The sequence below is a fragment of the Bacteroides faecis MAJ27 genome, assembly GCF_900106755.1.
Lineage (GTDB): Bacteria > Bacteroidota > Bacteroidia > Bacteroidales > Bacteroidaceae > Bacteroides > Bacteroides faecis.
The window spans coordinates 118,861-133,375 of the sequence record NZ_FNNN01000008.1 but is presented as its reverse complement, the minus strand read 5'-3'; the positions used below and the strand labels follow the sequence as shown (position 1 = coordinate 133,375).

The following is a 14,515-nucleotide window of genomic DNA, read 5'->3' as shown; positions in this document are numbered from 1 at the left end:
GCGTTTTACAGTATCTATTTTTAATCTGACTGTGATGATAGAGAAATGCGGAGAATACCGTTCTTTATTTAGAATCAGTATCTCCGCATTTACAGTATTGAGGTGACTATTAATACTATCAGCCTGCCTTCTTATGGAACAATTATAGTTCCGCTGTCTTTTGCAAACAGATATTATCAGAAGATTTGCCGACCATGAAATGGTATGTTCCCGAAGGTGTATAGAATTGTTTCTTCTGGTCATCCCACAGACGTAATTCTTCTTTCGGAATTTCTATGGATATTTGTTCGGTAGCTCCTTTCTTGATGTGCACACGTTTAAATCCTTTGAGTTGTTTCAATGGAGTCTTGATTCCCTGATCGGGGAATTTCACATATACTTGAGCTACTTCGTCACCATTGTATTTACCACTGTTCTTTATAGAGAAGTTTAAAGTAACGTTTTGAGTATCTTGCTTGATATTCAAATTGCGGTAATCAAATTTAGTATAGCTGAGTCCATAGCCGAAGGCATACAAAGGCTTGCCTTCGAAATACATATAAGTACGGTTGTTCTTTACATTGTAATCATCAAAAGCAGGAAGATCTTCAATGCTGTTGTAGAAAGTCAACGGCAGGCGACCAGCCGGGTTATAGTCTCCAAACAGAACTTCAGCGATAGCCGTTCCACCTTGTTCTCCCGGATACCAGGCATCAATAATAGCCGGAATATGCTGATCCATCCATCCTATTGCCATAGAACTGCCGGCAACCAATACAACAATTGTATTCGGATTGGCTTTATAAGCTTCACGGATAAAGATTTGCTGGTCTTTGGGTAATTCAATGGAGTTTCTGTCCTGTCCTTCACGTTCGATGGATTGGTTGATACCCATTACTGCGATGACAACATCAGATTCACGGATAATTTTTGAGGCATCTCCATACATATTCAGCATGTCATACTGATCTGTGCTGGGTACACGCCAATGAAGTCTGGCGATCGCTTCACCTCCATTGTCGAAATATTCGGCTTTCAACTGATACTTCTTTCCTTTCTCCAGTGAGATAGAACCTTTTTCTGTACGTACACTGTGTACATTCCAGTCGTCTATGACCAATTGATCATCGATGTACAACCGGCAACCATCGTCGCTGGTGAAGCTGAACACGTATTCACCGGATATATTCGGAACTAATTCACCTGTCCAGCGAATAGAAAGCGGAGATTTAGGCAGGAACGGGTCCGGAGCCTGATTTTTCGGTTCGAAGTTGATTCCTTTGTCTACACGGGTTTTAGGAGTTCCCTGGAAAGTAGGATTGTCATAATATTCAGCCTTTAGTCCGTTAGGAAGATGGGTCGGAGAAATAAGCTGATAACCTTCTTCCGAAGATACCCATGGTGCATGTACTACTTTTATTTCATTGCCTACCCGGTTGCGGATACCATCCAGCACAGATACCGGAGCATTGACCGGAGTTCCGCTGTAATCACCAAATTCGCAGTTGGCGGCATTGATACCTACCACAGCTATTGACTTGATTTTCTGTGCATTCAGCGGGAGAGTATTTTGCTGGTTTTTGAGCAATACAATACTCTGACGGGCAGCTTCGAGAGCCAGGTCATGATGTTTCTTACAACCTACGATTTCAGGGGACAGGTGATTATACGGATTCTTTTCCGGATCATCAAACATGCCTAAACGCATACGTGCACGCAGTACACGGTAGGCTGCACTGTCTATTTCGGCAGCACTGACCATATATTGTTTGTAAGCGTTTAATAGTGGGTTGGCAAAAACATAGTCTCCACATTCTACATCCAGTCCGGCTTTGATAGCTATCATGGCTGCCGCTTCCGGAGTTTTCACATAACGATGGTCAGTCATTAACAGTCCGGGAGCACCGCAATCGGATACGATGTATCCGTTGAAACCCCAGTCCTGTTTCAATACTTTATTCAATAACCAGTTGTTGGCAGTACATGGCACCCCATTGATGGCATTGTAAGCTGTCATGATGGATTCCGCTTTTCCTTCGCGGATACATTTCTCAAATGCCGGGAAATAATATTCCCTTAAGTCCGTTTCGGTGATAGCTGCATCGCAATAAAAACGATTATGTTCTTCGTTGTTGGCGGCAAAATGCTTGGGAGTAGCTACAGCTTTCAGATAACGCGGATGGTCTCCTTGTAATCCTTTCACAAAAGCGGTACCCAATACTCCGGATAAATAGGGATCTTCTCCATACGTCTCCGGGGTACGTCCCCAACGCGGGTCACGAGCCATATTGACAGTCGGTGACCAGAATGTTAATAAGTCACTGAACTGGTCTTTTTGTTTCTTTCCCCGTTCCAGTTCATTCCAGCGGGCACGGGCTTCGTCCGAAATGACGCCGGCAATGATATGATGTAATTCGGGATTCCACATACTGGCCAGTCCGATTGCCTGCGGGAAAACTGTAAATTTTCCCGGGCGGATGATTCCGTGTAACGCTTCATTTCCCATGTAATATTTATCAATTCCCATACGCTCGATTCCCGGGGAAGTAGCACGAAGCAAAGAGACCTTTTCCTCTATTGTCAGTTTCGATAACAGATCCTGTACTCTTTCGTGTATGGGGGCATTCATATTTTTATATAAATCCTGAGCCTTTGATACTGCCGCCCCTAACTGCATGAAAATTAAAAGTAAAATTAGTTTCTTCATTCTATGTTATTTTAGTGTTATTTATTCGTTTATCAAGTCGAGTGTGACACTGCGTAAAGAACGTATATCGACAATCTCCCATTTTGATTCGCCTTTGAAACGGTATTTGTATTTGAAGTTGAAACGTTGGCGTTTCTTTCCGCCGTAAACATCCGACAATTCATAATTTCCATAATAATCGGGTTGTTCTTCATCGATGGAAGCCACTTCGATAAAGTCTGCGTTGTATGGTTTCATGGTCAGACTGTTGTCCTCGTTCACTGTAACTATGATACCGTTCTTTTTGATGACTTCTTCATTTTTCTCATATCCCTTGATACCGGCAAAGATACGGAATGAGTTTTTCGTAAGCGGGTGGAATGTCTGTGAAGCGGCTGCGTCACGTTGCGATTCCCCTTCTTTCTGTAGCTTTCCGGCAGCATTGTAGATAGTAGATTCGTCAGTACGTGCATAGAGGTTTTTCATCTGTACCTGATAAAGTACCTGAGACTTGTTCGGATTGACAGAATAAGCCGACACACTCTTGATACGCATTGGAATAAGGTAAATCGAGTCGGGTGACAGCCCTTCAGGTTTTACCTGAATCGGCATCACATTATATGTGTCAGGGCTGCTGGCTTTCAAAGTGACTCCCATCTGAGCGATGGAGTAATACTTTGAAGGAAGTTCTTTGGCATACTTTGACTGGTCAATGTCGTACTTTATTTTATTATAATTCTGCAATACTTCCGGAGCATATTCCAGTGTTACGTCCACATCCCGGTCGATTCGAAGGGAACCGCCGCAGTTGATGGAGATATATCCGGTACTTTCTGTTTCGTTGAGGTCGTGCATACCGGTATATACCAGATCGTTGTCACTGATGATACAAATTATCTTTTGTCCCATTTCCTGTTCAAAGTCGAAAGATTCGCAGGCTGTCAGGGCAAGCAATGCCAGAAAATAACCGGCTTTTTTTATCATTGTTTTCATTTGATTATCTGTTTTACTGATGATTCAAAATTAGTTGTTATATCCCGGATTCTGGTCTAGTAATTCTACTTTTCTCAATTCGGATTTGCTGATAGGCAAGAACAACAGTTTTCTGTGTACTACACGGTCACGGTAATTTTTCTCGTCCACAACAGTACGTTGGTAGAAACCACCGAATTCGTTGGCTGCGATGTTGAGGCCCATGATAGGTTCTGAATCCACATCTTCATAAATACCCCAGCGACGTACATCGTAGAACCGGCGTCCTTCACCCAGGAACTCTACCATACGTTCACGCTTGATTTGCTCGAACATTTCCGTAGGACTTTCCAGTTGGGCCTGAGTAAGTCCCGGTAATCCGGCACGGTAGCGTACCTGATTAAACGCTTTGGCCATTTCGTCCACATCACGTGACAAACTGTATGATTCGCCGGTAGGCAGTGTGATGGCATGAGTGGTGGTCAACTGGTTCAATGCTTCGGCATACGACAGCAATATTTCAGCATAACGGATGATAGGGAATCCTTTTTCGTAACGTTCGCTGCTGTTGCCACGCCATGCGTCATAAGAAGAAATGTATTTCTTGATCACATAACCTGTAGGAGTGTAGTTGTCACTACCCACTGTACCTGCATATTTGCCGGCATTACCGTCCATGCAGTATTTCACGGTTTGCAGACGGTAAGAACCGTCGGTAGTCGATGTAGCAGGCCAATAACATCCGTTGAAACCTACGCAGGCGTAGAAACGCATTTCACGGTTGGCATACATCTGCCAGATATTGCCGTTGAGATGATAGTCCGAGAAATCACGAGGTCCGGAAGTAAAGTCGTTAGGGCCTTCTTTATATTCTCCGACTGCCATGGCTTCTTCGATTGTTTTTCCGTCTTCCATACGGTAAGCATCGATCATTTTCTGTGTCAGCCCCATACCGTTGTATCCACCCATATATTGCGGGAACGATTGTTGTGTATATCCTTTTACCTCTTCGGAGATACGTCCCCAGATAACTTCATTATTGTTCTTGAACGGTTCGTCTCCTGTGAACATGTGAGAATAGGACTTGAACGGGTCGATGCCTCCGGCTCCATTCGGGAAGTTTTCTGTAGGAACACCTGCCGGCAGTTGCGGAGTGTTCTGGTCTTTGCTCACTGTGAACAGTTCGTAGACATTCATATCAATCACCCGTTTGCAGGCAGCAGCAGCTAATGCCCATTTTTCTTCGCTATAGTTTTGATTGATGTAATATGCTTTATCGTAAGTACGTTTCCAGTTGCCGAAGTAGAGACGGGCAGTGGATGTTCCGTTGAAAAGCGGTGAAGCGGCATGCAGGCGGAGACGGGCTATCAGCGCGTAAGCGGCTCCCTTTGTGGGGCGTTCAAACTGTGCGATAGAGGCTTTTAACGGAAGGTATGCCGCTGCTGTTTCCAGTTCCGAGCAGATGTATTCTACTGTCTCGTCATAAGTGGCACGATAAGTGTTGTAAGCAGGGCCGTCCAGGTTACTTTCGAATATTTCGTCGCCTACAAGAATTGCAGGACCGCAAGTCATCAGAATATGATAATAGGCGTAACCGCGCAGGAAGTGAATATAGCCGGTATAATTACGGCGGTCGAGTGCTGTCATATCCTGACATTCGTCCATACGTGCCAGCATCAGGTTGGCTTTACGGATTACTTTGTACATGTCACTCCAGACGTTCATACCTCTCAGATTATCAGGATTCACATATCCCAGTGCAAAAGCTGATCCGCGGAAGATGTCGCTGCTCATTACAGTGAAGATATCATCGCCGGCAGTAATGCCCGGTGCATATTCGTGACCGAAGATTCTGCTTTCGTCGGGCAATTGTCCGGCTGCACCCCACAGGTACGCTTCAAAATAACGTTTCTGTGTGAATACGGAATCAAACTTCAGTGTATCGTCGAAATATTGGTCTACGTCCAGGTAATTGCAAGAGCCTAACAGGACGATAAATGCGAAGAGAAGCCCCTTCGATATAATCTGGCTTATTTTGGTTTTCATACGATTCATTATTTTTAGAAGTTAATATACATCTGAAAAGCATAGCGGGCCGGTATAGGATAGGCTCCTCCGTTGTAATATGCCTGTTCCGGATCGAAATGTTTGAATGGGCTCCATACGCAGATGTTGGAAGCTACAAACTGTAAGTCGAGTGACGAAACACCCAGTTGTTTCAGAATCTTGCCGGCACTCAGGTTGTAGTTGAGGTTGATTTCCTGCAAACGCAAGTAGCGGACATTGGCTTTCCAGAACGTAGAAGGCTGTGTACTGTTGTGGTCATTTCCGTAAGAAAGACGCGGGAACATAGCGTTCGGATTTTCGGTGGACGCATCGCCCGATATTTCGCGCGGTGTCCAGCGGTTTGCTTGATTGGCGGTGATAGCCAGTGTATTTCCTGTTTCTCCGGAAGAGAATGGGAGGAATCCGAATGCTTTGTAGCCATCCACACAGAAGTTGTCTACATTGCCTGTTCCTTTGAATAAGAATCCCAGTGTCAGTTTTTTCCAGCGTACTTCTCCACCGAATCCGTACATCAGACGCGGATAGTTCGCCTTGTAAGAAAGAGGCACCTGGTCGTCGGAGTTGATAACACCGTCACCATTCACATCTTTGTATTTGATATCACCCGGGAGTACTTTACGTCCGGCAATTCCGCTCTGGTCGGGACTGAACTTCACATCGTCTTCATCGCGGAACAATCCTAATGCGATGTAGCCGGCATAATATTCGTAAGGTTTGTCTGCTCTTTCCTGATAAGAATATTTTTGGAAAGCTTCTTCCCAGTTTTTCACCATATTGGCTGTGTACGTAAAGTTACCACGAAGGGTAAACGAGAAGTCTTTACCAATATCCTGTGTGAATGAAATGTTTCCGTCGGCTCCGTAGCTGACCATGCTACCCACGTTTCCGAAAGGTTGTTCTGCCAATCCGATATAGTCGGGTACCATCGTGCGTTGTTGGAAGATGTCGTTGCGGGTATCGCGGAAAAAGTCTACTGTAAAGTCTACCTGTTCGTTGAATAATTTTCCTTCAATACCCAAATCCAGTTTGATAGCTTTTTCCCATTGGAGGTTATCGGCACCGACTGACTGCTCCGTTACACCACTGCTTCCGTTCCATCCTTTATTAGCATTTTCATTCATAATAGTTAGATAGGGAAAACGTTTGTTGGTAATACGGTCGTTACCTACCGAACCCCATGATCCTCTGATTTTCAAAAAACTCAACCAAGGCAATGTTTCGCGTACGAAATCATAATTGGTCGGTACCCAACCAAGGGCAACGGAGGGGAAGAAGCCAAAACGACGTCCTTTCTGGAAATTCTCGGAACCGGTATAACCGAAGTTCAAATCAATCATATATGTATCACGGAATCCGTATGTTAAACGACCGGATAAGCCTTGGTAGCGTTTAGGTACATTATCTACATTTACATTACAATTATAACCGTGTATATCGCACCATGTGCTTTGATAGCTGCTCATATAATAGTAAACCAAACCGCCGACACGATGATCACCGAATGCACGGTCATAGTTTAGAGTAGATTCAAAATGCAGCTTATTCCATTGTGACTCTTCATCCTTATTATAGGTGGCAGTTTGGGCATCTACTACTTTGCGCATAATTAAAGTACCATCTACAGTACGTCCGCTGGCATAGTACATTTCCGGCAGTACTTTACGTATTTCTTTCAGATAACTTTCCGAGTCGTAAGCAATCTGTGCCCTTAACTTCAGTCCTTTGGTGATGAAAGGCAAATCCTGAGTAACAGCCAGTGTCACTTTGTTTGTGAATCTGCGCCATTTCGCTTTTCCGGTGTGGTTCAGCATGACGTAGGGAGAGTATTCGTTGTTTGCTCCCCATGCCGGCAGTTCTCCGGTAGAGTATTGCAGAGGAATCGTCAACGGAGTCAGTCTTTGCTGGGCGCTCCAGAGTGCGTCAGTCGAAACGTTTCCCGGTTCGGTCTTTTCAGACAGATAACCTTCCGTACCCAGATAGGCAGTAGTTGTCTTAGTCAGGTTGACATCGATATTACTACGATAGTTATAAGTACGATAAGCTACGTCAGTACTGTATTTAGAGTTTTTTTCCTGTTTGTAGGCAGCGTTTTCATTGGACATACCCAAGCTGAAGAAATAACGGGCCACACTACCGCCGCCACGGGCACTCATATAGTAGGTCTGTTGCAGGGAATTCTTGTTCAGAATCTGGTCGCGCCAGTTTACATTCGGGTAAAGATCGGGGTCCAGCTGATACTTGATCAGGTCGAGCGCCATCGGCGAATAAAGTGCTTCTTCGCCGCGAGCCAGTTTTGCTTCGTTGGCAAGCGTTGCATAGTCATAGGCACCGAGGTATTCGGGCATATTCTGTAAGTGGGAAACGGTCAGGTTGGCACGTCCCGTAATTTTCAGTTTGTCCACTTCACCGCGTTTGGTAGTGACCAGTACGACACCGTTGGCACCACGTGTACCGTAAACGGCTGTGGCGGAAGCATCTTTCAATACCGAGAAGCTCTCAATATCCGCCGGATCAATTTGACTTAAACTGCCTTCCAGTCCGTCAATCAGTACCAGTGCACCTTGGTTGGCACCGAAAGTTCCGATACCACGTACCCAGAATTCAGAGATGTTTTTTCCCGGTTCACCACTGTTTTGCAGGGAGATAATACCCGGTACACGTCCGCCTAACATATTGGGAATAGAGGTAGCCGGTGTTTGCAGGTCTTTTACGTCTACATTCGTTATGGCACCTACTACGCTGACTTTTCGTTGTGAGCCGAGTCCGACAACCACCGTTTCTTCCAGTGTATTGGTCGAAGGCTTCAGTTTGAATTGTGCGTTTTTCCGGTCCAGTCTGGAGTCAATTCTCACTTCTTGTTTTTCATAGCCAAGGAATGACAGAGTGATCACATCGCCCATTTGTGCTCCTTTGATGGTAAACTTACCGTCCATGTTGGTAACGGTACCTACACCGGGACGGTCTTTCAAAAAGACGTTGGCACCCGGAATCGGGGCGTTGAATTCATCGAGTACCGTACCTGAAATGGTGATTGTACTTTCTTTTTGGGTTGGCTCTTGTGCTTTGATGCAGAGGCAGCAGAGCAGAAAAGCGGTTATAATATATAAATGTTTCATAGTGTTATTGTTTATAATGACCTACTGCGTTATTCAATAGAGAGTTTGCGGACACAACGGTTGTCCTTGTCGCCGATGTAGATAGTACCTTCGCTGTCGATGGCAAGTCCCCACGGTTCGGTGAAGAGTGCGATTTCCGGCGTTCCGTCTTTATATCCCGAACTGTTCGGGTTACCGATTACTGTGCTGACTACACCTTCGGGAGTCACTTTACGAATACAATGATTTCCGGAGTCAGCAATGTAAAGGTTTTCTTCTTCGTCCAATACTAATTGGCGGGGGCTGTTGAACTGTGCTTCTGTCTCCTGTCCGTCAGCGTGTCCTGCACGTCCTTTGTCTCCTGCATATATTCTGAAGTTTCCTTCACGGGTCGGGTCGGTGATATCTTCAAACACACCGATACAATGCTGGTTGGTAAATGCCATGTAGAGTTTTTTCGGATCTTTCCGGCTGAAAGTCATATAACAGTCAGAGGTAGCTAACAAATCATTATTGCCTACTTCTATTACCCAGGCATATCCTGTTTTTCCGTCAATCTTCAGGAAGAAGTTGGCATCTTTGGTACGGCAGTAGAAGTGATTGTCCAGTTCGCAATAAGCGAATGAGTGTTTGTAAGTAGTGTTCACTTTACTTGCATCTTCTCCATCGGCTGCCATGTAATCCCTTCTTCGGGGCGTCCAGAAGTCTATCGAGTTGACCGACCAGAATGTATTACCACCGTCAGTAGGAATCACTAATCCTAATCCGTTGTCTATGATACATGGCTGGTTCAGCGGATATTGGCCTGCGTTGTCGATAATGATAGAAGACTGGTTTTCTTTTTCATTGATCAGAATCAGTTTGTTGGCTCCCCACAGTTCGCGCGGACATACAAAGAGATTATCTTCGGCATCAATAGCCAGGAAACCGACTTCAGGGAATTCCGTTTCGCCCAGTGTACCTACTTTGACGCCACTTGTGCCGGGACGTCCGCACAATGTGGTAACTACCGTCTGAATGTGATAATCGAATTTCTTATCGTATACAGCCGACTGTTCGCCTACTTTAACGGTGATTTCCACCTGATCGTGATCCGGATCACCGTCATCCGGCATACCGTCGCCCGGACGGCGCGGAGTAATGACATAAAGCTTATTTCCCAAGGAGCCGACTAATGCCGCTTTCTTATTATTAAAATAAACCTCAATGTTTTCCAAATCAGTTCCGAAGTTTTCCCCGTTCAGAATCACTTGCGTAGCGATGCCACCTGAGTCCGGATAAAAATTAGTGACTGTGATCGGTTCATTGGGATTGTGTACCTGAGCCGATGTTTTATCTTCACAGGAAGATGCGATGATGATTGTCAGGGCACATCCTCCTATGCACAATAAAAAAAGAATTTGGTGTATTAAATTTTTCTTCATAATATTGATATAACATTAATTATTCGTAAGTGAAACGTATGAATTTATAGTTGAAGTTACCTCCCTCGCCAATGACAAGTTTCACTGTGTGTTTTCCTTTCGTGAAGTGAAGTTTGGGTTGATTTTCGGGATAAGTATCATGTTGCCATTTGAAGGCGCTCCAGTCATTGTCATTTATCATATATACGGAATTGGTTGGCACGCCGTCCACTTCCAGCGAATAGTATCCGCCGTTACTGTTGTTGACAGAACGGAACAGGTCGAACGCATATGTACCTGCGTCTTGTACGTCGAGAGTAAACATCTGCCATTCGCCTTCGCCGGTGTATCCGATGTTCATACCGAATTCCAAATCCACACCGGGACTGTTGTCATCACCTTTTTCCGACCGGTAGTTGTAGCCGGCTTCATTGTTAGCGCTGTTGTCATGATAACCTATGCCTTCACCTCCCAAGTCGAAATTGAAAACGGAAATCTCGCGGGTTTCAGAAGCGGAAAGGATGGAACGCAGATCCTCATAATTGTCCAGTATGGCAGGGGCCACATAGAATGTATCTGCGGCGTTACTTTCGGGAACTGCATAAGTTGCGTATGATAAGTCGGAACCGAAATCCAATAAATAAGAATTTGCTTCACCGGAAGTGATGTATTTGGTTACTTCTTTTCCTGCTTCGTCTTTGTAGTTCAGTACACAGCTTCCCGGTTTGTCTTTCCATTTCACCACCAGTCCGTTACCGAAGCGGGTAGCTACTTCTACCGTACGGTTGCTCAGCGTAGATTGGAATGATTCGCCGTACACATTGGCAGAGACATTGATCGGTTTTGATTGATTTCCATACCGGTCTATACAGGTCACTGTAAAGTCGTACTTTTTATTTTCTTCCAGGTCGTCATAATAGAATTTGAATACGCCGCTTTTGTAGTTTACATCTTCTTCGATAGAGCTGTCGTTGTTGTTGCATACGACGTTCATCTTCTGAACTTTTTCGTTGTCGATAGTCACTTCTATCAAAACACGTTTATTTCCTGCGCGTGCCAGTACTTCTTTGGATGTGGGCAAGCTTACGGTTACATCTACTGTTTGGGTCCATTCTCCTTGCGTAATGATGATTTGTGTGTTGCCGACTCCGGTAGCGGTTACCAGTCCTTTATTGTTTACTGTGGCGACAGATGGGTCTTCACTTGTCCATTCAAACGTACTTTCGGTGGGGCTTGCGGTCAGTTGCTCCGTATCTCCGAAGAACAGGTTCAATGAGTTCTGATTGACATAAACCATGTTCTCATAATTGTGATCGATTTCTCCGGTGTGACATGCCATCATGCAAAAGACTGCAAACAGCGATATACCCACTTTCGATAATTTACTTACATATTTACTCATAGTAAATTCCTCCTAATTTTTTAAGGTTAATCTATTCTTTTTTTAGTTATCTGGTGTTGCAAACGTACGATAAAGCTGGTTTAAATCTGAGTACGAATGCTGCAAACTTTAGTCAGAATGCGCCAAAATAGGGAATAATACCTGTTATTTTATGAGTCCTGCAGGTTTTAACTCGTACTATTTCCATATCGCGCTATTGTCTGCCGCAAAAGCTCTTTTTAAAGAGTAGCCGACAGGCTATTGAAATTAGTTTATAGTATGCTCTTGCTTGTACCATCCCTTTGGCACAACTGTGTCAAAGGCTTGGCATAACCGTGCCAATAGGGTGGCATAACTGTGCCAAAGGCTTGGCACAAGCAAGGCTGTTACTTTGTTCCGTTTGGTCGCATACTAGGAACGGACAACTCCGGTACTAGAAACTAATTGATCAAGTACTCCCTTTACAGCGAAACAGTGAGTTTATCTCCCGCATTCATACTGATCTGTACCGAACCGTCCGCATTTATTTCCGGTGTGAATGTTTTCTTGTTCATTTTCCAGTTATATGCACTTGCATTTGAAATGCGGAAAGAGAATTCAGCCGGGACGGATGCCCTTAATTCTGTCTGTTCTATCTGAGCATTTTTCCAGCTTGCATCCAGTTCGATTCCACCGCGGGCGCAAAGTCCTTTGAAGCTTCCGTTTTTCCATTCTTCCGGCAGACAGGGAAGCAGTTCAATCCGGTTATCGTAGCCTTGCAGCAACATTTCTGCGATGCCTGCGGCTCCGGCTGTGTTTCCGTCGAAGGCGAAGATATCTTCACCTGCTCCGGCAATTCCGGCAGGAGAGACAGTGAACATGTTTTCGCGGGATAATGGTCCTAATAACTGCTTTACACTGTTGTATGCTTTTATCGGATCTTTCAGGCGGGCATAGAAGCAAATCATATTGGCACGACTCCATTCCGTATCTTCCCAGTCTTTGGCGGCCAGACGTCTTTCAATAGTGATGCGGGCTGCATTCGCCAGTTCGGGTGTTTTATTTAATGTAATCTGCGAATAAGGATAGAGCGATAACAAGTGTGTGGTGTGACGGTGGTTGGGATGTGCTTCTTCGTAGTCTTCGAACCATTCCTGTACTCCTCCGTTGGCACTGATGCGGAAAGGAGGGAGTTTGCTGATGGCGGTACGGAGGCTGTCGGCAAATGCAGCATCGACATTCAATATTTCCGTAGATTTCAGGCATGCGGAGAATATCTCATAAACCAGTACACGGTCGCAGGTCGGCATCATGGATGCGCAAAACTCTTGCCCCTGATAGCGGAAACTGTTCTCCGGTGAGATGCTGGGACCCGTCACGAGGTAATTGTTCCGGGGATCTGTCACCATATAATCCAGCAGAAATTCAGCGTTGCTCTTTAATAAAGGATAAGCGGTTTCTTTCAGGAAGTTTTTGTCTTGTGTATATTCGTACTGTGTCCACACGTGAGAAGTGATCCACGAAGAGGCGGTCGGGAACAGTCCCCAGAGAATACTGCCTGATACGGCTGCGTATCCCCACGGATTCGATGTAGTGTGGGCGGTCCATCCTTTGCAGCCATATAAGTCCTGAGCTATTTTTGAACCATGTACAGACAGGTCTTTGATATAGTCGAAAAGCGGGAGATGACACTCGGGCAGGTTACCTACATTGGCGATCCAGTAGTTCTGTTCCGTATTGATATCCAGATGATAATCGTTCGTCCAGCCCATGTGGCAAGCCAGATTATCATTGAAGAACCCTTGCAGTGCTACGGGTAGCGGAGAGTTGGGACGTGAAGACGAAATCAGCAGATAACGGGCATACTGGAAGAATAAAGCGTCCAGTCCCGGATCAGATTCTCCTGCTTTCACTCGTGCCCAGCGCTGGTCGTTTGGTAAATGGCTGAATTTTCCATTTTCTCCGAACGAGAGGGCTACCCGGGAGAAAAGTGGGGTATAGTCTTCTACATGTGTATTTCTCAGTGTCTTGAAACTCTTTTTGGAGGCTGCTTCAATTGTTTCCTTGCATTTTTGCTGATAGTCGTATCCTGCAAATGTCGTATTCTTATAATTGGTACGTACGTCAGACAGTAAGAGTACTTCCGTAGCCTTGTCGATGAGAAGTTTCTTTCCGTCCGCTTTGATGGTCCCTCCTTTTATCTCTGCGGCGATGCGTCCTTCAAACAATACGCCTCCTCTGCCGTGTTTTTCAAATTCGGCATTGCCGGTATAAATCAGTTGATTGCCGGAAGCTACGACTTCCGCATTCCGGAGTAGCTGCAGTTCCAGTTCCACTGTGATGGATTCCGGACGGCTGGCTTTTATATGCATCGCAATTACGTCATCCGGATTGGAGGCGATGCACTGGCGGGTATATTCTGTATCGCCTACTTTGTAGGTGACGGTATTGGTGGCGGTAGTTAAGTCCAGTTCGTGATGATAGTCCGATAATTCTCCTTCCGGGTAGGTGAAATTCAGTTTCAAGTCACCGATCGGAAGATGCGTTCCGGCGGAATGAGGACTTCCTGCCATCGTGTTTCCGGCAATGTGGTTGCCTTCGGCGAGGTTGTCTTCAAAAAACAGCTTCCGTATCTGGTCGAGTTTTTCTCTTCCCAACGGGCGTTGTTGATGTTCGTCGTACTCTCCCGACCACATAGTCGATTCGTTCAGGCCGATGGTTTCCGTTTCCACGCCACCATATACCATTGCTCCGAGACGACCGTTTCCTAAAGGAAGAGATTTCATCCATTTGTCGGCGGGTTTGTCATACCATAATTTCATCGTATCTTCGGTCGCCTCCGATGGCAGGCAACCACTAAACAGAAGTGCGGCCCCGATAATCAGGCCTAATGATCTCGTTATGTTTCTCATGTTATAAAATAGTTATTCAATGATGCTGCAAAGGTATCCGG

Annotated in this window: 7 protein-coding genes; all 7 read right to left on the bottom strand. The window is 45.3% G+C overall.

Annotated elements, in window-relative coordinates; translation table 11 throughout:
- Positions 1-142: 142 nt before the first annotated feature.
- Complete coding sequence (locus BLW31_RS09185) at positions 143-2,686, bottom strand: glycoside hydrolase family 3 C-terminal domain-containing protein (RefSeq protein WP_029425151.1); 2,544 nt, start codon at positions 2,684-2,686, stop codon at positions 143-145.
- A 21-nt stretch (positions 2,687-2,707) separates the two neighbouring features.
- Complete coding sequence (locus BLW31_RS09180) at positions 2,708-3,658, bottom strand: BT_3044 domain-containing protein (protein ID WP_010535916.1); 951 nt, start codon at positions 3,656-3,658, stop codon at positions 2,708-2,710.
- A gap of 30 nt (positions 3,659-3,688) precedes the next feature.
- The gene (locus BLW31_RS09175; protein WP_010535915.1) at positions 3,689-5,692 is read right to left on the bottom strand and encodes a RagB/SusD family nutrient uptake outer membrane protein; all 2,004 of its coding nucleotides are present in this window, start codon (positions 5,690-5,692) and stop codon (positions 3,689-3,691) included.
- Positions 5,693-5,697: 5 nt separating this feature from the next.
- Positions 5,698-8,820, bottom strand: a complete 3,123-nt coding sequence (locus BLW31_RS09170; RefSeq protein ID WP_010535914.1) for a SusC/RagA family TonB-linked outer membrane protein — start codon at positions 8,818-8,820, stop codon at positions 5,698-5,700.
- 29 nt (positions 8,821-8,849) lie between these two features.
- A complete protein-coding gene (locus BLW31_RS09165; RefSeq protein ID WP_010535913.1) occupies positions 8,850-10,223 on the bottom strand; it encodes an IPT/TIG domain-containing protein in 1,374 nt (457 codons plus the stop codon).
- A gap of 19 nt (positions 10,224-10,242) precedes the next feature.
- On the bottom strand, positions 10,243-11,604 hold the full coding sequence (locus BLW31_RS09160) for a DUF4998 domain-containing protein (protein WP_010535912.1): 1,362 nt from the start codon (positions 11,602-11,604) through the stop codon (positions 10,243-10,245).
- Positions 11,605-12,044: 440 nt separating this feature from the next.
- Entirely contained in the window at positions 12,045-14,474 is a 2,430-nt protein-coding gene (locus BLW31_RS09155; protein WP_029425150.1) for a glycoside hydrolase family 95 protein, read from the bottom strand.
- Between the last annotated feature and the right edge of the window lie 41 nt (positions 14,475-14,515).